The organism is Actinoplanes sp. L3-i22 (genome assembly GCF_019704555.1).
GTDB lineage: Bacteria > Actinomycetota > Actinomycetes > Mycobacteriales > Micromonosporaceae > Actinoplanes.
In genome coordinates this window covers 4,543,578-4,562,895 of the sequence record NZ_AP024745.1, presented here as the reverse complement: position 1 = coordinate 4,562,895, position 19,318 = coordinate 4,543,578, and the positions used below count along the sequence as shown (strand labels likewise).

General features: G+C 69.1%; 12 protein-coding genes. 2 read left to right on the top strand and 10 right to left on the bottom strand.

What is annotated here, in order from left to right:
• The first annotated feature begins 29 nt into the window (after positions 1–29).
• The gene (locus tag L3i22_RS20225) at positions 30–1,454 is read left to right on the top strand and encodes a DUF2252 domain-containing protein (RefSeq protein WP_221328514.1); all 1,425 of its coding nucleotides are present in this window, start codon (positions 30–32) and stop codon (positions 1,452–1,454) included.
• A gap of 71 nt (positions 1,455–1,525) precedes the next feature.
• Here the strand turns inward: L3i22_RS20225 and L3i22_RS20220 are convergent, their stop codons facing one another.
• The 6 genes from L3i22_RS20220 to L3i22_RS20195 form a co-directional block, all read right to left on the bottom strand.
• Positions 1,526–5,059 carry a PAS domain S-box protein gene (locus tag L3i22_RS20220; protein WP_221328513.1) on the bottom strand — a complete coding sequence of 1,178 codons (3,534 nt, stop codon included), beginning with the start codon at positions 5,057–5,059 and terminating at the stop codon, positions 1,526–1,528.
• A complete protein-coding gene (locus L3i22_RS20215; protein WP_221328512.1) occupies positions 5,056–7,098 on the bottom strand; it encodes a response regulator in 2,043 nt (680 codons plus the stop codon). The genes L3i22_RS20220 and L3i22_RS20215 overlap by 4 nt, the downstream gene beginning before the upstream one ends.
• Positions 7,099–7,121: 23 nt before the next feature.
• Positions 7,122–7,868, bottom strand: coding sequence for a sensor histidine kinase KdpD (locus L3i22_RS20210; protein WP_221328511.1), 747 nt, complete (start codon positions 7,866–7,868; stop codon positions 7,122–7,124).
• Between the two features lie 586 nt (positions 7,869–8,454).
• A complete protein-coding gene (locus L3i22_RS20205; RefSeq protein WP_221328510.1) occupies positions 8,455–9,531 on the bottom strand; it encodes a M35 family metallo-endopeptidase in 1,077 nt (358 codons plus the stop codon).
• 184 nt (positions 9,532–9,715) lie between these two features.
• Complete coding sequence (locus L3i22_RS20200) at positions 9,716–10,531, bottom strand: SAM-dependent methyltransferase (protein ID WP_255658430.1); 816 nt, start codon at positions 10,529–10,531, stop codon at positions 9,716–9,718.
• A gap of 212 nt (positions 10,532–10,743) precedes the next feature.
• Complete coding sequence (locus L3i22_RS20195; protein WP_221328508.1) at positions 10,744–11,643, bottom strand: AraC family transcriptional regulator; 900 nt, start codon at positions 11,641–11,643, stop codon at positions 10,744–10,746.
• A 79-nt stretch (positions 11,644–11,722) separates the two neighbouring features.
• Between L3i22_RS20195 and L3i22_RS20190 the strand changes: the two genes are divergently transcribed.
• Entirely contained in the window at positions 11,723–12,757 is a 1,035-nt protein-coding gene (locus tag L3i22_RS20190) for an acyl-CoA dehydrogenase family protein (RefSeq protein WP_221328507.1), read from the top strand.
• Positions 12,758–13,454: 697 nt separating this feature from the next.
• Here the strand turns inward: L3i22_RS20190 and L3i22_RS20185 are convergent.
• Genes L3i22_RS20185 through L3i22_RS20170 form a run of 4 tightly spaced genes read right to left on the bottom strand, consistent with a single transcriptional unit; the run spans position 13,455 to position 19,241 of the window.
• Positions 13,455–16,124 (bottom strand): glycoside hydrolase family 3 C-terminal domain-containing protein, encoded by a 2,670-nt coding sequence (locus L3i22_RS20185; RefSeq protein WP_255658427.1) that lies wholly within the window; start codon positions 16,122–16,124, stop codon positions 13,455–13,457.
• A 4-nt stretch (positions 16,125–16,128) separates the two neighbouring features.
• Entirely contained in the window at positions 16,129–17,016 is an 888-nt protein-coding gene (locus L3i22_RS20180) for a carbohydrate ABC transporter permease (protein WP_221328506.1), read from the bottom strand.
• Between the two features lie 9 nt (positions 17,017–17,025).
• Positions 17,026–17,922 carry a carbohydrate ABC transporter permease gene (locus L3i22_RS20175; protein ID WP_255658425.1) on the bottom strand — a complete coding sequence of 299 codons (897 nt, stop codon included), beginning with the start codon at positions 17,920–17,922 and terminating at the stop codon, positions 17,026–17,028.
• Positions 17,919–19,241, bottom strand: coding sequence for an ABC transporter substrate-binding protein (locus L3i22_RS20170; RefSeq protein WP_221328505.1), 1,323 nt, complete (start codon positions 19,239–19,241; stop codon positions 17,919–17,921). Before L3i22_RS20170 ends, L3i22_RS20175 begins: the two co-directional genes overlap by 4 nt.
• Positions 19,242–19,318: the final 77 nt, after the last annotated feature.

The following is a 19,318-nucleotide window of genomic DNA, read 5'->3' as shown; positions in this document are numbered from 1 at the left end:
GCCCGCGCCGACCGGCGCAGTCTGAGGGGATGACCAGCCCGGAACAGAGCACCAAGCGCCGTCGTACCGCGCACCTGAGCCCGGCCGAACGGGCCCGGCTCGGTAAGGAGGCTCGCCGGATCGCGCCCCTGGACTCGCACGCCGAGCTCTCGCCGGCCGCGAAACGGGATCCGGTCACCACCATGACGGCCGACGACGCCGCCCGGGTGCCGGAGCTGGTCCCGATCCGCTACGGGCGGATGCTGGTCTCGCCGTTCACGTTCTATCGCGGCGCGGCGAGGGTGATGGCCGCCGACCTGGCGCCGACACCGGTGTCCGGCTTCCGGGCACAGACCTGCGGAGACGCCCACCTGTCGAACTTCGGCTTCTTCGCCTCGGCCGAGCGCGCCTTGGTGTTCGACATCAACGACTTCGACGAGACCCTGCCGGGCCCCTGGGAATGGGATGTCAAACGGCTGGCCGCCAGTGTCGCGGTGGCCAGCCGGGCGAACGGGCACAACGCGAAGCAGAGCCGCCGCGCGGTGCTCTCGGCCGCCACCACCTATCGCACGGCGCTGCGCGACTTCGCGAAACAGACCAACTTTCAGGTCTGGTACGCCCAGCTCGACGTGGACCACCTGCTCGACCGCTTGAGTTCGACGCTGACCGCCGAGCAGATGGCGAGCACGAAAGCGATGATGGACAAGGCGCGGACCCGCAACAGCGCGCAGGCCATGGCCAAGCTCTCCGCCGTCGTCGCCGGCGAGCGCCGCATCGTCGCCACACCACCGGTCGTGGTGCCCGTCGAGGATCTACTGCCGGACGCGTCGGCCGATCAGCTCTTCGACGCCATGCAGGACCTGCTCGAGGGGTACGGCCGGTCGTTGTCGCCCGACCGGCGCCTGCTGCTGGGGCAGTACCGGCTCGTGCACATGGCTCGCAAGGTCGTCGGTGTCGGCAGCGTCGGAACCCGGTCCTGGGTACTGCTGATGATCGGCCGCGACGACTCCGACCCGCTGTTCCTGCAGGCCAAGGAGGCGGGAGCGTCGGTGCTGGAGGAGTACGTCGGCGCCAGCGAGTTCGAGCACCACGGTGAGCGGGTCGTGGCCGGACAGCGCACCATGCAGGCCAGCAGCGACATCTTCCTGGGCACCCAGCGGGTCAACGGCATCGACGGCAAGGAACGCGACTTCTACGTACGTCAGCTACGGGACTGGAAAGGCTCGGTGGAGATCGAGGGCATCCGGTCGAGCGGCCTCGTGGCCTACGCCTCGGTGTGCGGCTGGACGCTGGCGCGGGCGCACGCGCGCTCCGGCGACCGCGTCGCCATCGCGTCCTACCTCGGCTCCAGCGACCGCTTCGAGAACGCCGTCGCCGACTTCGCCGAAGCCTACGCCGACCTCAACGACCAGGACTTCCGCCGGCTCGAACAAGCCGTCCGCGACGGCCTGATCAAGGTACAGAAAGGAATGTGACCCGGCTCAGTCCCTCGGGCCGGTACGAATATCTTGACAATCCCTTTTGCGGTCTCGTACGGATCGCGATCCTATCGGCTGCGCTGAATCCATTCGGCAAGAGTTTCGCCGAGTCCGTGCAGGTCGACGGGTTTGGTGATGCAGTCGTCCATGCCGGCGTCGAGGCAGCGCTGACGGTCGGCGGCCATCGCGCTGGCGGTCATCGCGATGATGGGAACGTGCCGGTCCGGCGGTTCGCTTGCGCGGAGCTGGACGGTGGCTTGGTAGCCGTCGACCTTCGGCATCTGGCAGTCCATGAGCACAGCGACGTACTCGTTCTGATCTGCCATGTCGATTGCCTGCTGCCCGTTGTGTGCGATGTCGACCTGGTAGCCGAGCTCGGTCAGAAACTCCTCGGCGACCAGCTGGTTGATCTCATTGTCCTCGGCGACCAGCACACGCCCGTGATGTTGCGGCTGAAGGGCGGGCACGGTGAGGGTTTCGGTTCCGGAGGAGAAGAGCCGAAGGAGGCAGTCGAGGAAGCTGGACGGGTCGACCGGCCTGTGCAGTACGTCTACCGCACCGGCGCGCTCGGCGAGGCGTTCGGTATCGGCCGGATCACCGGCCAGCAGGACCAGCCGAACCCGCCGCGCGATGCTCGCAATAGGTTCCAGGGGCGTCGCCGCGTCAGCGTCGACGGCGACGATGTCGTAGCTGATGGCGCCGCTGGCGGGTGTGTCGGTGAGCAATGCGTCAGCGTTGGTGGTGGTGACTGCCATGCCCCAGAAGCGGGCGTGTTCGGTGAGCAGTTCGGCTTGGGCGCTGTTGTTGCTGGCAATCAGTAGGCGCCGGCCGACGAGCAGGGTGCTGGCAGATCGGGCCGGCGCGTTGGGTGCGGTGCCGGTCGGCAGTGGCAGGGTGAAGGAGAAGGTGCTGCCGACGCCGGGGGTGCTGCGAGCGTCCAGGTGGCCGCCCAGCACGGTGACCAGTTTGTAGCTGATGGCCAGTCCCAGCCCGGTGCCGCCATAGGTTCGGTTGTCGCTCTGCTCGGCCTGGACGAACGGCTCGAACAGCTTCGCCAGGACGTCCGGCGCGATGCCGATGCCGGTGTCGCTGATCGTGAACTGACACCGGCCGTCCTGATGCTGCTCCGTCACATTCAGCCGGACCTGGCCACGGTGGGTGAATTTGACGGCGTTGCCGAGCAGGTTGATCAATACCTGCCGGAGGCGGCCGGGGTCGCCGTACCGGACCGGTTGCAGGTCTGGTGGGTAGCCGGCGATCACGTCGATGTCCTTGCCGCGGGCGCTCTCGGCGGCGATGCGCAGCGCGTCGGCGATGACGTTGGTGAGGTCGAAGTCGACGTCGTCGGCCAGGACCTTGCCGGCTTCGATCTTGGAGAAGTCGAGGACGTCGTTGATGATCGCCAGCAGAGTTTCGGCGGAGGTGTTGATGCCGGTGGCGAATCGTCGCTGGCTGGGCTGCAGGTCGGTGCCGAGCATCAGGGTGTTGAGTCCGATGATGCCGTTGAGCGGGGTGCGGATTTCGTGGCTGACCGTGGCGACGAATTCGCTTTTGGCGCGGTCGGCCGCTTGGGCCTGGTCGCGTGCGGTGGCCAGGTCCGCTTGTTCGCGGATGCGGTCGGTGATGTCACGGGCGATGCAGGAGACGCCGGTGATGGTGCCCTCGAGGTCGCGCAGCGCCGAGATGGTGACGGACAGGTGCACCGGTGCGCGGTCCTTGGTCTGACCGATGTGTTCGTGGTCTTTGACTGCTTCGCCGCGCAGGGCCTGGGCGAGGCTCGCGTGGGCGGTGGCGAGTTGCTCGGGTGGGTAGATGAGCGAGAGTGGCCGGCCGATCGCTTCGTCGGCGGTGTAGCCGTAGATGTGTTCGGCGCCGGCGTTCCAGCCGGTGATGATGCCGTCCGGGCTCTTGGTGAGGACCGCGTCGTCGGTAGATTCGACGATGGCGGCCAGTTGGGCGCGGGCGTCACGGTCGGCGCGCTCGTCGGTGATGTCGCGGGCCACCGCGTAGATCAGCCGCTCGGCCGGTGATGGGGTGGCGGTCCAGCTCAGCCACCGGTACTGACCGTTGGCGTGCCGGAAGCGGGTTTCGAAGGAGAACGATCCCCCTTCGGCGTTGACCAACGCCTGGAGGTTGTGTTGCGCGTCCTGGCGGTCGTCGGGATGGACGCACTGCATATAGGGGATGTCGAATACCTGCTGAAGAGGGTAGCCGAGGGTGCGTTCCCAGGCCGGGTTGAGGTGTTTGAAGTAGCCGTCCATGCCGGCCACGCACATCAGGTCGCCGGAGATGTCGAAGAAGTGGTCGAGACGTTCGAGCAGGGTGCGGCGCTCGGCCCGGACTTCGTTGCGTTCGGTGAGGTCGGTGTAGGTAACCACGTAGACCGCGACATCGTGATCGGCGGTGTAGGCGGCTGACGTCGCGCGGGCGACCGCGAGCCGGCTGCCGTCGCCCCGCAGGATCTCCGTTTCGGTCGTTACCCGGGCTCGGAGGGCGGATCTCTGGGGTGGGGTGATCGCCTGGTTTCGCTGTTCGGGTGTCCACCAGCTGTAGGGCGGCCGTTGCCCGAGGATTTCGTCGGCCGGTAGGCCGATCATGTCGGAGAACCGGTCGTTGGCCGCGACGATCACGCCGTCGGCGTCGCTGGTGACCACCCCGTCGTGCAACGCGCCGAGGATGGTGTTGTTCAGGTCCCGTTCCCAGGTGAGGGTGCTGTTGAGTTCGTCTTGCTGCACTCCGATGGACTCCAGCAGCCGGGCGGCGCGGACCAGCGCGACGTACATGACGATCAGCAGAACCGCGATGGCCGCCATGACGTCCAGGCCGCGCAGCGCGCCGCCCCATCGGCCGGTGAGTGCGACCAGCGCTCCGACGACGGCGATCACCGTCACCGCTGACGGGATCAGGCGGCGGGTCATGCGTCCCCCGACCCCGAGGGAGAACAGCAGGCTCACCGGGTAACGGCCGGTACGCAGCATCACGTAGGCGGTCGCCAGCAGCAGGAACCCGGCAACGCTGGGCACGCTGGTGCCGTTGACCGTGCCGGTGCCGTACAGATAGGAGACGCCATATATCTGTCCGAGCGCCGATGCCAGCGCGAGCACGACGATCAGCGGCGCGAACAGCCGGAACGGTTCGAAGCCCGCGATGGTGGCGTCGATCAGCAGAAGGCCGGCACCGAGGATGAGGAAGAAGGCCGCGGTATGCGGGGACTGCCGGCCGGGCTGCGGGCCCGGCATCCACTGCTGGACCCGGTCGGCGAACAGCATCTGGTCGATGCCGAAACTCCGGCCGGTCAGGTACTCGGTGATGACCGTGCCTTCGATCGCCAGCGCGGCGCCGATGCAGATCGAGCCGACCCGCCGGGCAATGGGCGAGCCCGGCAGCATCCGGCTGGCAAGCCCGACGGCGAACAGGCACAGCAGCACGGAGGTGATCACCGACGTGACCGGCAGCGCCGGCGCCAGCCCGGTCAGCGCTCGTATGCCCAGCACGTATCCGGCCAGACAGGTGATGCCGATCAGCAGTGTGACGGCACAACACAGCGCCACGGTCAGCCGTGCTCCGCACACCGGGGCGAGCAGCCGGCCGCGCCCGGTCAACGGCTCCCGCCGGCAGTGGACAGATCGCGAGCGGCGGACACGGTGATCGTCTCCTGGACGGCCGCGAGCAGTTCCGGCTGGGTGAACGGCTTGCCGACGACGGTGACCCCCGGATCGAGCAGACCCTGCTCGCTCATCAACGGTCCCGCGAAGCCGGACATGAACAACACCGGTACGCCGGGCAGCACGGTGCGCAACTGTTCGGCGAGCTCGGGGCCATTCATGTGGGGCATGACGACGTCGGACAGGACAGCATGGATCGGACCGGCGTGGTGTCGAGCGATCTCGAGCGCCTCCTGGCCGTGCGCGGCGGCCAGGACTCGGTATCCGTTCTTGGCCAGGATCCGGGCGGCTACTTCGCGCACGCCGTCCTCGTCCTCGGCCAGCAGGATCGTATGCGTCGCGCGGGTCTCGACGGTGACCTCGGCCGCGGGAACCGGTAGCGGCTGATCGGTCGCCGGCAGGTAGAGGCTGACGGTCGTCCCGCACCCGGGTGACGATTCGATGACCAGGTCACCACCGGCTTGCCGGGTGATGCCGAAGGCGGTCGCCAGACCGAGTCCGGTGCCCTGACCGTTGGGCTTGGTGGTGAAGAACGGCTCCACCGCGCGGTCGATGACCTCGGGCGACATCCCGACCCCGTTGTCCTGGACCGCGATGCGGATGTAGTCGCCGGCCGCCAGCGCGACGGGAACATCGGGGCCGGCGTTGTGCGCCCGCAGCCGCAGCGTGCCGCCGTCTGGCATCGCGTCGCGGGCGTTGATGGCGAGGTTCAGCAACACCTGGCTGAGCTGGTTGCCGTCGATCAGCGTGTTGCTGACCCCGGGGTCCAGGTCGGTGACGATGGTGATCTGGGTGCCGATGGTCGCCTCGGCGAGCTCGCCCACCTCCGCCACCAGGGCGTTCGGGTCGACCACGGTCGGCTGCACGACTTCCCGGCCGCCGAAGGTGAGCAGCTGATGGGCCAGCTGCGCGGCGCGCTGCCCGGCCCGGTGAATAGTGGCCAGGTCGGCGAGCATCGGTTCGGCCTCGGCGGTGCCCAGTTCGCTACCCACGGCATCGCGCAGTGACTCCTGGGCGAACTCGCTGAACGACAGGATGACGTTGAGCATGTTGTTGAAGTCGTGCGCGATCGCGCCGCTGAGTCGCGCGAGGCTTTCGAAGCGTTCGGCGATCCGGCGCCGCTCGGCGATCTCGTACTGGCGCTGCTGCTCGTGCCGTTGCTCCTCGGCATCGACGACGGCGGTGACGTCGTCGATGGTGGCGACGAAACCCGTGGCGTCACCGTCCTCGAACGTCGTGCGGACCCGGGTGTGCAGCCACCGGGTCCGGCCGTCACCGTCGAGATCGATCCGGCCGTAGTAGTCGCCGGCGTGACTGCCGGGCAAGCCCTGGCGCAGCAGGGACACCCGTTCGCCGGGCGGCACGCACCGCAGCCACCCGTGCCCGTGCAACTGGTTCGCGGCCAAGCCGGTGATCTCCGACAGACGTGGATTGGTGTAGCCGGCGGTGAGGTCGATCGAGCCGGCCGCGATACCGACCGGCGACACGTCGGCCAGCGCCTGGAACCGGGCCTGGCTCTCGTCCAGCGCCAGCACCTTCTCGACCAGCTTGGCGTTGAGCGTGCGCAAATGTTCCGCGGTGACCGGGGGGCTCTCGACCGGTTGCGGCCGCGCCTGCACCGCCTCACGCACGGCGGCCAGCAGCACATCGGGTTCGGCGGACTTGGGCACGATCGTGGTCACCCCGTACGCGACAGCCAGCGGCTCCGCCTCTGACGGGGCGTAGTTGGCGGTGTACAGCAGCACCGGGATGTCCGCGGTCCGAGTATCGGCGCGTAGCTCGCTGACGAACTCGTAGCCGTCCATGCCCGGCATGATCATGTCGGTGAGCACGAGGTCCGGGTGCCATCGGCGAGCCAGTTCCAGCGCCGGCTGACCCTCCGCGGCCTCGATCACGTCGTAGCCGGCATCGTCCAAGGTCATGCGGGCGATTTCCCGGTTGGTGGCACGGTCGTCCACCACGAGAACAGTGACCATCCGGGCTTCTCCCCTCGGGGCTTTCACGCCGCCGGCACCGACACGGTGAAGACGCTGCCGGACGGACCGGTGGCCACCTGCAACGTTCCGCCGTGCCGCAAGGCGGCCCGCAGTACCAGTGGCAGGCCGAGCCCGGCTCCGTTGTCGTCGTGCCCGCTGGCGGCCGCCCCGCGTTCGAACGGCCGGAAGATCCGAGGGAGATCTTCGGCGGACAGGCCGGGCCCGTGATCGGCGACACTGATCACGGTCTGACCGGATCCGGCCGGAGCGTCGACTCGAACCACCGCGTCAGCCACGCCGTGTTTCATGGCGTTGTCCGCCAGTTCCATGATGATCAGCTCGGCAGTGCCCGCCGGGCCCGCCGCAAGCGCCGGGCCGTCGTGCACTTCGAGCTTGAGGTGACGACCGGGCCCGGATGCCGCGGGGGAAAGATCGGCCACCACCTGATGGGCGATGAGGGCGCAGTCGACGGTCACGTTCGGGAAATCGAACTCGCCGCTTTCCAACCTCACCAGCATCACGAACCGCTCGAAGAAGCCCAGCAGCCCGGTCGCGCTACGGTTCAGCAGACGTAACTGGTGGAGCTGCTGAGCCGGGTCCGTGGTGCCGTTGGCAATCTTGCGGCTCATCAGGGCGGTGAGACTGATGATGCTGCCCAAGGGACTGCGCACATCGTGGCCGAGCCGGGACAGGCCGATCCCCTCGAGGACCCCGACCGGCTCGGGTACCGGAACGGCAACCCGATCAGACGCAGCCTCGGTCACGCTCACCGACATCCTCCCGGACCGATCACAACACGACACCGAACCGAATAGTAGTCGCATTACTACGCGCAGTGACTATTGTTCGCGGTTTCCCAAACCTCCGACGAATACCGCGCCGTGGTGCCGCCGGGCCTGCCGACACCCGGCTCAGGTGGGGCCTGGCCAGCACGATCGTCACCGCCCCAGCGGCACATCGCGCGCATCCTCCCGCTCGGCCACTGCTGGATTCACTGCCGGCTGACCCCGAGCATCCGCACCTCGAGGTCCATTCCGGGCGCTCCCAGTGCCGCGTTGAGATCGCTTTTGCCGATCACAATTGCCCTTTCCGTACGGCGGCGGAAAGTACTCACCAAGATGCGACGCCCGCCTGTGTGGTGTCGAGCAGCGCGGAGGCGGTTCGGTAGTTCACCTCGATGTCGAGGCCATCGCCGAGTGGGCAGTAGAACCCGCTCCGGTAGGCCTTCACCCACGGCTGGTCGTCTTCCGGGTGGGCACGGGGCAGCCCGCCCCAGCCAGGGTGCCGTGGACGATGCGCCACGACGTCCCGAGGACGCTGGAACGGGCTGCGAGTCGGAGCGAGCTGAACCCTTGGTCAGCGGCTCTCGGCGAAGTACTCGTAGTTGTCGGCGTTGTCGACGGCGTTGGCCGGGCTCGAGATGGCGAGCGACTTCGCCGCGGTCTGGCCGTACACGTGGTCGTCGGTACCACCGTTGACGGTGAAGTGGCTCGACTCGTGGATCAGGGTTCCGGCCTTGGAGTCGGTACCGGTGGCCGGCGCCGTCCAGAACGCGTTGCAGAGGTAGATGATGTAGGGCTCGTCCGGGTAGACGTAGGCGTAGTAGTCCTCGTTGCTGGTGCAGTCGAGCGTGATGGCCTTGCTGGTCAGCTCGCTGGTGATCTTGGTGTAGGCCGAGCTCACCCGGGAGAACCGCGACGAGCTGTAGGTGCCGAACCAGGTGGCGTAGGCGCCGCCGCCGGACGGGTTCGCCGTGAGCCAGGTGGTGGACTTCTGCGACATCGTCGCGGCGTTGGTGACGGCCGTCGCCAGCGAGGTCTTCTCACTCGTGGTGCAACTGCGGTAGGTGATGCTGACCGCCGCGACGGCGGAGATCTGCACCTTCTCGGTGGTGGTCGACGCGACGCTGGACCGGGTGCCGGCGCCCCGGATAGCCGCCGTGGTGCGGACGGTGGCCCGATCGGTGACCCGGAGCGTCGTCGCCCCGGTCGAGGCCCGCACCTGGGTCGACGCCAGCGTGACGGCGAGCGTTCCCGGCTTCGACAGGTCGTAGTCGTCCGCCAGGTTCACGGTCGCGCTGTAGGCGCCACCGGCGGGGATGCGGGTGTAGTCGGCCGCGGTCGGCGCCGCGAGCTTGGCCACCTTGCCGCGGTAGGGAACCGGCACACCGTCCCTGGTCACGGCCAGGACGGCTTTGGACTCGCGGGCCTGCGGCAGGTCCCGGGAGAGCACGTTGACCGCCGACGACGACGTGTTCCGCACCGTGACACGCACGGTGAACGCGCTGCCGGTCACCTGGCCGACCTGGACGGTCGCGGTGAGACCGGCGGTGCCGGCGGCCGCGGCCGCGCTCGCGCCGACGGTGGCGGCCACCGGAATGGCGAGCGCGACAGCGAGGGATGCCGCCCAGAGCGGGGGTCGAGAGATGCGCACGTGAGGTCCTTTCTCGGCCATCGACTCTCAGGGGGACGCCCCATCGGGATCAATAGGGCGGGAGTCGATGCAAGTACATCAATTAATCTAAATCTATAAGATTCCTTCTGCCTGTCTATACAACCTGTCATCCCTGATGGGTCATATCGCCGGGCGGTGTCACGAACCGCGCCGGCGGTGCCGGTCAGTGCCGGACGACCCGAGCCACGAGGCCGTTCATCGCCACGTCGGCGACCGACGGGCGCGGCTGGGGTGCGTCCTGCGGCCACCACTGCGAGATCGAGGTGACCGGCGCGACAAACCGCAGGTCGGGGCGGGTGAACAGCGCGGCCAGCTCGGTCCCGGAACGCACCCGCGCCTGACTGGCGTCGGCCCGGCCGATCTTGGCGGCCTGCTCCGCGGTCACGTGCTCGGGCGTGCCGTGCGAGACGACGACCAGGCTGCCGTCCGGGAGAGCGTCGACCAGGGTGTCGACGATGGCCCGCGGATTCTCCTCGTCCTTGATGAAGTGCAGCACCGCGAGCATGATCAGGGCCACCGGCTGGGTGAAGTCCAGCGCGGCCACGGTGTCCGCGTGGTCCAGGATCTTGCGTGGTTCGCGCAGGTCGGCATCGATGTAGGCGGTCCGGCCCTGCGGGGTGCCGGTCAGCAGGGCGCGGGCGTGGGTGAGCACGAGCGGGTCGTTGTCGACGTACACGATCCGGGCCGCCGGATCGATCTCCTGCGCGACCTGGTGCGTGTTGGGACTGGTCGGGATGCCGGTGCCGATGTCCAGGAACTGCCGGATGCCGAGCTCCCGGCCGGCGAAACGCACGGCGCGGTGCAGAAACCAGCGGTTCTCTTGGGCGAGCAGCCGTACCGTCGGAAAGTGCTTCTCGATCGCGTCCGCGGCATCCCGGTCGACCTGGAAATTGTCCTTCCCGCCGAGCCAGTAGTCGTAGCGCCGCGCCGGGTGGGGCGTCGTAGCATCCACTTTGAACGGTGCGTCTTCGCTGCTCACCACGGCTCCTTCACGGACAACGGGCAGATATCGATCGCATCGTATCGAAGATCGACGGCCGGGTTCGACGGGGAAAGCCGGCGTGGCCCACGATCCTGGGGGAGAAAAGCGGTGATCGGTTTGATGGCCGACCCGAGCGCGAAGCCAGTGCGGGCAGGGTTTGCCGGACGCCCGTGGCTCCGTAAGCGGCCAGCAGAGGCGGCCGTCCCGGGTCAACCGCCCGGCCGGTCCCCCAGCGGCTCCGACCGGAACCGGCCGGGCGCGATCCCGTACGCCCGGCGGAACGCGCCCGCGAAAGCGAACTCGGACCCGTACCCCACCTGCCGGGCGATGGCCGCCAGCGGCTCGCCGGTCTCCCGCAGCAGCCGGGCGCCGCGACCCAGCCGCCACTGGGTGAGGTAGGCCATCGGGGGCTGGCCGACCAGCGCGGTGAACCGGCGGGTGAACGCGGCCCGCGACAGCCCGGCCTTCGCGCTGAGATCCTGCACCGTCCACGGCCGCTGCGGATTGCGGTGGATCTCGCTCAGCGCCGCCGACACCGCGTCGTCGCTGACCGCCGGCCAGCTCGGCGCGTTCTCCGCCTGCCACCGCCGCAACGCGTGCACGATCATCAGGTCGATCAGGGCCTTCTGGGTGGTCTCGGCGCCGGGGCCGCGCTCGGCGACATCGGCGCCGAGCAGGTCGGCCAGCGACCGCAGCCGCAGATCGGCGTCGTAGTCGGGACGGACCACCACGACGTCGGGCATGGCCCGCAGGTACGGGTGGGCGCGGCCACGGTCGAGACGGTGCGCGCCGCACAGGAAGGCGAAGTCGGCCGGCCCCGGTTCGGCGGGAATCGGGCCCATCCGCAGGTCCGTCAGACCGGCGAGCGGGGCCCGCGTGTGGCTCAGCCCGTGTTCGGCGCCGCCGGGAATCAGCACCGCGTCGCCGGGCCCGACCGGCGTGTGCCGGCCATCCGGCTCGATCAGCCAGCCCTCGCCCTCGAGCACGATGTGGAAACCGATGCCCTCGAACGCCTGGAACCGCATGCCCCAGGTGCCCGAGCAGCGGATCAGCCGGGCGCCGGAGAAGCCCGACTTGACCGAGCGGAGCGCCTCGGTGATCACATCCACGGGCGAAGGCTAGAGCACACGCGATTATCGGAACGCGTCACTGGCGTATGGCTTGCCCCGGTTCGCCCTGGTTGGCTCGATGACTGTGACTACCGCGACACACGACATCCTGCTCGCTCACGCCGCCGAGACCGAGGCACTGCTGCGCCCGGCGCCCGCGAGCATCGAGGCCGCCCGCAAGGACGGCGCTTTCGCGCTACGAACCCCCATCGCGTACGGCGGAACGTGGGCCGACGCCGAGCGGACCGCGCTGCACCTGGCCCGGCTGGGGCGCGCCTGCCCGTCGACCGCCTGGGTGGCCGGCACCTGCGCCACCTCGAAAACCATGCTCGCCGCCCAGCTCGGCGAGCGGGCCGCGGCCCGGGTCTTCGCCGACCCGGACGCTCTGACCTGTGGTTCCGGCCAGCCGGGCGGGCGCGCCGTGCGAACCGGCGCGGGACTGCGGGTGACCGGCCGCTGGCAGTACGTCTCCGGCTGCGCGGACGCCGCGTGGGCCAGTCTCGGCGTCATGCTCGACGGCACGTACGCGATCATGGCCGTTCCGCTGCGGGATCTGAGCGTCGAGCACACCTGGGACGCGGCCGGCATGCGTGGCACCGGCAGCCACACCCTGGTCGCCGACGACCTGAGCGTGCCGGAGGAGATGGTGCGGCCGGCCGCGCCGCCGGGCCCCGCCGCTCGTCTCTTCTTCGGTCTCACGTTGCTGGCCCCGATGGCCGGCGCGGCGCGCGGCGCCCTCGACGTGGTCATCGCGATGTTCGCCACCGACCGCAAACCCTTCATGACCGCGTACGCACGGATGGGCGACTCCCCGGGTGCCCGGCACTGGCTCGCCGAAGCCGGACGCCTCGTCGACCGAGCCGAACGCGCCATGCTCGACATCGCCCGCGCCGACGGCTCCGACCCGGCCGGCGGGTTGCTCGCGATGGCCGGCGCCGCCCGCGACTGCCAGGCCGCCATCGACTACCTGCTGGATCTGCACGGCACAGCCGGGTTCGCGGCGGCCCATCCCCTGCAACGGTTCTGGCGCGACGTGGCCGTCGGCAGCCGGCATCCCATGTTCAACCGCTACCTCGCCATGGAGAACCTGGCCACGGCGCTGCTCGACGGCTGAGCAACGCTTCCCACCGGCCAAAGCCCAAGCCGGCCGCGACAAGTACCCGGTCAGCCTGTGGGGGCCAGGTCACCGGTGTACGGCGGCGCCGGCAGCAGTGTGTGGGCTGCGGCGCGGTACTCGCGGACAGCGCGGCGGCGGGCCCGCGACCGGCGATGCAGTCGGCCCGCGGTTCGGATACCGGCTCCGGTCGCCAGGACGCCGGCCGCCCCGGCGACGGGAACCACCGCCGCTCCGAACACCGAAACCGGGGCGGTTCGGTGCGCCGCGAGCGCATACACCGAAAGCAACACCGCAGCCGGGCCACACACCAGGTCGGCTGCCTCCAACCCGGCGGCGTTCAGGCCCGCCCCCCGATATCGCGCACGCCAGTGCCATCGCAAGTGCCGGCCCGGGAGCGCAGCGACGCAGACCCGCGGCAACGGCGGCAAGACAGAGCAGCGGAAGGGCGCGCCACAGATGAAGTTGCGGGAGGGGCGCTCCCAGCCAGGACGGCCCGAGCGGCCACCACAAGACCTGAGTCGCGGCGACAAACAGCGCCGCCGGCGCATCCACGGCGCGTAGGTGCCAGGCTGCGGCCGGGCGCCGGCGAACGGGTCGCGGCGTCACGCCTGGCAGTGTAGGCGGACGTCTTCAGCTGCCCGGCAATTGCTGGAATACCTCGACCGGCGCGCGAGCACGGAACGGGGGGCCGGCATCACCGAACCGGCTCGGCGGGGGTGTCGCGGACGAGGACGACGAACGTTCCGGAGGTGGTAGCGCCGTGGTAGCGGATGGTGACGGTTACGGTGGCCACCCCGGGTCCGGTGGCCGTGAGGCCGTCTCGGCCGGCGGTGACCACGGCGGGACGGTTGGTCGCGTACCGGATCCGCATGCCCGCGGGCAGCGGCGTGCCGGCGCCGAGGCCGCGGTAGCCGACCAGGGTGTCGTCGCTGAACGCGACGGTCAGTTGCGGGTCGATACGGCTGCCCGCCGGGAAGAACACCCGCTGCGAGACGCCGGTGGCCGCGTCGCCGACCACGACCGGCCGGGCGGTGACGAAGGTGGGTGTCGCGTGCAGCCGCCCGGTCACGGTGACCGCGGTGCGAGCGCGGATGTCGCCGCTGGACGAGCCGAGCCTCAGCTCGCAACGGCCGGTGTCGACGCGGACGCGGCCGCTGGACTCGTCGAAGTAGGCGAGGTCGCTCACCCGTACGGGAAAGGTGATCTTCTGGGTTTGACCGGGTTCGAGAGTGATCTTCCGGAAGCCGGCGAGGCGCTGGCGCGGCCGGTCGGCGGCCTGCGGGGTGGCCGCGTAGAGCTGGGCGACCTCGGCGCCGGTGACCCGACCGGTGTTGGTGACCTCGGCGGTGACCCGGATCGTGCCGTCGGCGTCCACATGGCGGTCGTCGGCGCGCAGGTGTGTATAGCGGAAGTGGGTGTAACTGAGGCCGTGGCCGAACGGGTAGGCGACGTCGCCGGTGAAGTACTGGTAGGTGCGGCCGAGGGTGGTGGCGGTGGGCCGGATCGCGTAGTCACCGATCGGCGGCAGTTGGGCGGCGTCGGCGTACCAGGTGAAGGGCAGGTGCCCGCTGGGGTCGACGGCGCCGGTAACGACGTCGGCGAGGGCGGCGCCCTTCTGCTGGCCGTTGTAGGAACTCCACAGGATCGCCGGCACTTTCGCCGCGAACGGTGCGAGGTCGACCTGCCCGACCGTCTCCAGGTAGACGACGGTGTGCGGGTTGACCGCGGCGACCTGGTCGATGAGCTGCGCCTGGCCCCCGGGCAGGGCAAGGTCGATACGGTCGTGCGACTCCCGGGCGGTGGTGTCGTCGGTGCCGGCGTACACGATCGCGGTGTCGTAGCCGGCTGCCGCCGCGATGCCGTCGGCGGTGGCGGGTAGCAGGTCGACGGCGGCGGCCGGGTTGATCGCCTGGATCGCTGCTGTGAGGCCGGCGTATCCGCTGACCGAGTTGGCCTGGCCGGCGGCGCCCTGGACGCTGCTGTACCCGCCGAGGAACATGGTGACCGGCTGGGCGTAAGCGCCGATCACCGCGACCCGGTAGCCGCCGCCGGCCGGTACCCGCAGCGGCAGTGTGTCGTGGTCGTTCTTGAGCAGCACGAGGCTCTCGGCGGCGACCTGGCGGGCCATCGCCAGCCGTTGCGGGGTTTCGGTCACGGCGTTGTTGGCCTCGGTGTTGGTCCAGGTGCCGGGGGCCAGCCGGGCGCGCGCGGCGGCGATCCACGGCACCTGTGCCTCGGCGTCGAACTCGCCGGTGGCGATGCGGGCGGTGAACAGCCGTACGGCCGAGACGTCGACGTCGTTCTCGTTGTAGACACCGGTGAACGTGGTGATCTTCTTGTCGATGGCGGCCGGGATGGTGTTGGCGTAGTTCTTGCCGTCCTTGTAACCGGCGTTGCAGTTGAGGTCTTCACCGGCTGACTGCGCGTAGGCGGTGCGGCTGAACTCGTCGACCGGCGCGCTCGCGTTGGACGGTTGCCAGTGGTGGCCGGACTGCATGATGTAGACCGCGTCGCAGTCGGAGGTGAAGAAGCCGCCGAAGCCGAACGTCTGCCGGGCGAGCGTGTCGTGCAGATGCAGGTTCGCGGGTGCGGGCACTCCGTTGAGCTCGTTGTAGGCGCTCATGATCGAGCCGGGCCGGCTGCGCGCGACGATGTCGCGGAACTGGGCGGTGTAGTACTCGCGCAGGGTGCGTTCGTCGACGTCGGAGCTGCCGGTGGTCCGGTTGAACTCGCTGTTGTTGGCGGCGAAGTGCTTGAGGGTGGCGACGGTCTTGAGGTATCCGCCGGACTCCGGCAGCGGTTCGCCGGTCGTGGTCTGGCCCTGCAGGCCGTTGACGAACTGCGCGGCCAGGGCGGTGGTCAGCACCGGGTCCTCGCTGAAGGTCTCGTCGTTGCGGCCCCAGCGCGGGTCCCGGGCCAGGTTGACGGTCGGTGAGTACAGGCCGAGGTCGAGCTTGTTCTGCCGGAAGACGTCGCGGGTCTCGTCGGAGATCATCGTGGCCTCCCGGTAGACCAGGTCCGGGTTCCAGGTCGAGCCCAGCGACAGCGAGACCGGATACGACGTGGTGTTGATCAGTGTGGGTGGGCCGCCGCCGTTGCGGGTGCCCTCCCGGGCGACGCCGTGCCCGGCCTCGTTCCACCAGCCGTAGGCGGCGATGCCCAGTCGCGGGATGGCCGCGGCCTGGCTGCTGGTGAGCTGGGTGGCTTTTTCGGCCAGGGTCATCCGGGCGACCAGGTCGGCGGCGCGTTCGGCCGGCGAGTAGGCGCGGTCCAGGTAGATCGGGGTCTCGTCGGCGGCGGCCGGCACGGTGGCCAGGGCCAGGCCGGTGACGGTGGCGGCCAGGGAGGCGGCGATGCGGAACACGAGCTCACCTCAATCCGGTGGTGGCGATGCCTTTGACGAGGTATTTCTGGCCGGCGATGAAGAAGCCGATGACCGGGGCCAGCGACAGGAACGACATCGCGAACATCTCGCCCCATTGGCTCTGTCCCTCGGAGTCCATGAACTGGCGCAGGGCGAGCGGGACGGTGTAGAGCTGCGGGTCGGTGAGGTACAGCAGGGGGCCGAAGAACTCGTTCCAGACCGAGATGAAGGTGAAGATCGCCGTGGTGGCGAAGGCCGGCAGGCACAGCGGCAGGATCACTTTCCAGAAGGTACGGAACGGCCCGCACCCGTCGATGCGGGCGGCGTCGTCGAGCTCGGTGGGCAGCGAGCGCATGAACTGGACCATCAGGAAGATGTAGAAGCCGTTGGTGGCCAGGAAGTGCGGGACCAGCAGCGGGTAGTAGGTGTTGAGCCAGCCGAGTTTGTCGAAGAGCACGTACTGCGGGACGACCAGGACGTGGCCGGGCAGCATCATGGTGCCGAGCATCAGCGCGAAGAACAGTTTGCGGCCGCGGAAGCGCAGCCGGGCGAACGCGTAGGCCGCAAGCGAGCAGGACAGCAGGTTGCCGATGATGCTGAGGATGACGATGATCAGCGAGTTGACCAGGTAGGTCTGGAACGGTTCGCTCAGCGAGGTCCAGCCCCGGGCGTAGTTGCCGAAGTCGAAGGCGGCCGGCCACAGCGATTCGTCGGTGAAGACCGAGTTGCTGGGTTTGAGCGAGCTGGAGATCATCCAGAGCAGCGGGTAGAGCATGATCGCGCCGACGGCGCAGAGCAGCACGTGCCGCAGGAAGCGGGGGCGTGGCTTCCTCGGTGGTACGGGCCGGATCTCCGGCTCGGCAGGCGTGGTCCGGGGTGCGGTGAGTGTCATCGGGCCTCCTCAGTTGTCGTAGAAGACCCAGAAGCGGGCGGCGAGGAAGTTGATGCCGGTGAACCCGGCGATGATCACCAGCAGCAGCCAGGCCATCGACGAGGCGTAACCCATGTCGAATTCGGCGAAGCCTTTCTGGTACAGGTACAGGTTGTAGAACAGGGTGGACTGGCCCGGGCCGCCGGTGCCGTTGCTGATCACGTACCCCTGGGTGAAGGTCTGGAATGAGGCGATCAGCGCCTGCACCAGGTTGAAGAAGATGATCGGGCTCAGCAGCGGCAGGGTGACCGAGCGGAACTGCCGCCAGGGCGACGCGCCGTCCATGGACGCGGCCTCGTAGTACATCGCGGGGATCTGCCGCAGGCCGGCCAGGAAGATGACCATGGGTGAGCCGAAGGTCCACACGTGCAGCAGGATCAGGGTGCCCAGCGCGTAGCGGGGATCGGTGGCCCAGCCGGGGCCCTGGATGCCGAACCAGGCCAGGGCGTCGTTGACGATGCCGTGGTAGGAGAAGATGTAGCGCCAGAGCATGACGATGGCGACGCTGCCGGCCAGCAGCGAGGGCAGGTAGTAGATGCTGCGGTAGATCGCCAGGCCGCGTACGCCGCGGTCGAGGATCATGGCCACGGCCAGCGCGACGATCAGCGACAGCGGCACCGAGACCACCGTGTAGACGAGGGTGACCCGCAACGACTGGTGCAGGGTGGCGTCGCCGAGCATCTGGCGGAAGTTGGCCAGCCCGGCCCAGCGTGGCGCGGTGAGCAGGTCGTAGTGGGTGAAGGCCAGGTAGAGCGAGGCGAAGAACGGCACGACCATGAAGAGCAGGCCGCCGAACCACGGCAGCAGGAACAGGTATCCGGCCCGGTCCTGCCGCCGCCGGGTGCGGGCCGGGGCGAGTGTGGTCACCCGGCTATCGCCTTGCGGGCGTCGGTCATGAACTTCTCGCCGGCCGCGGCCGGGGTCATCCGCTTGAACTCGACCTCGGTGCTGATCGTCTTGAGGATGTTGGTGAGTTTGCTGGCGCCCACCGGATAGGGGTACGAGGCCGGCAGCTTCTCCTTCTGCAGCGCGGCCAGGAACTCGTTGGAACGCCGGTTGTCGGGCTCCAGGGTGGCGGTGATCTGCTCGGCGACCTTGGTGCTGGGCGGCACGCCCCGGGTCGCGCCCGCGGCCTTGCCGGCCTGCACGTCGTTGACCAGGAAGTTGAGCAGTTTCAGCGTCTCCTGCGGATGCTTCGACTTCGCGGCGATCGACCAGAGCGCCGGGGTGTCGACGGATTGGCCACGACGGGTCGCCTGGGTCTCGCCGGGGATGCGCAGCAACTGCAGGGCGCCACCGCAGGCCTGGTTGTAGCCGAGCAGGTTGTTGGTGGGGATGATCTGCGACGCGATCTGTTTCTTGGCCAGGTAGGACTGGGCGGGTGAGGTGCCGTTGTTCTGGTCGATGAAGCCGGCCGGCGGGAACCCTCCGGCCGCGCGCAGGCTCTCGATCATCTGGTACCAGGCGGTGACGGTGGCGGCGGTGGCGCCGAGCCGGCCGTCGGCGGTGAAGAAGTCCTCGCCGCGCTGGCGGGCGAAGACCAGCAGGTTGGCGACGGTGAACGCTTCGAAGTTGGTGCCGTAGACCTTGCCTTTGCTGGCCTTGCTGACCTGCTGGGCGAAGGTGGCCAGGTCGGTCCAGCTCCAGGTGTCGCCGTCCGGGATGCGCACGCCGTACTTGTCAGTGAGGCTCTTGTCGATGACGAAGCCGATGGTGTTGAGCCCCGAGGGCACGCCGAAGTTCTGGTTGCCGACCTGGCCGAGGGCGGTGGCCTGCGGGGTCAGCCCGCTCAGGTCCAGCCGGTCGGTGTGGGTGGCCAGGTCCAGCAGGGTGCCGCGGTCGGCGTATTCGCGCAGGCTGTCGAAGCGCATCGCCATCAGGTCGGGCGGGTCGCTTGCCGCGAAGCGGGCGGCGAGCTTGTCCTTGTAGGGCGAACTGTCCTGGTATTCGGTGCGGACCCGGATGTCCGGGTTGGCGGCGTGGAACAGCTCCAGGGTCTTCTGGGTGAACTGGGCGCGTTGCGCGTCTCCCCACCAGACCATGTTGAGTTCGATCTTGCCGTCGTCGTCGTTCTTGCCGCCGAAGCCGCGGCCGCAGCCGGGCAGGGCGGCGGCGAGCCCGGCGAGCCCGGCCAGTCGCAGTGCCTGGCGGCGACCGAGTCCGGCGGTGGTGGTCTCTGTGTTCACGATGGATCCTCCGACCCGGCGAGGCGGTTTGTTTCAGTGTTTTATCTATCGAGTGCGGTGCATGTCAACAGCTGCTC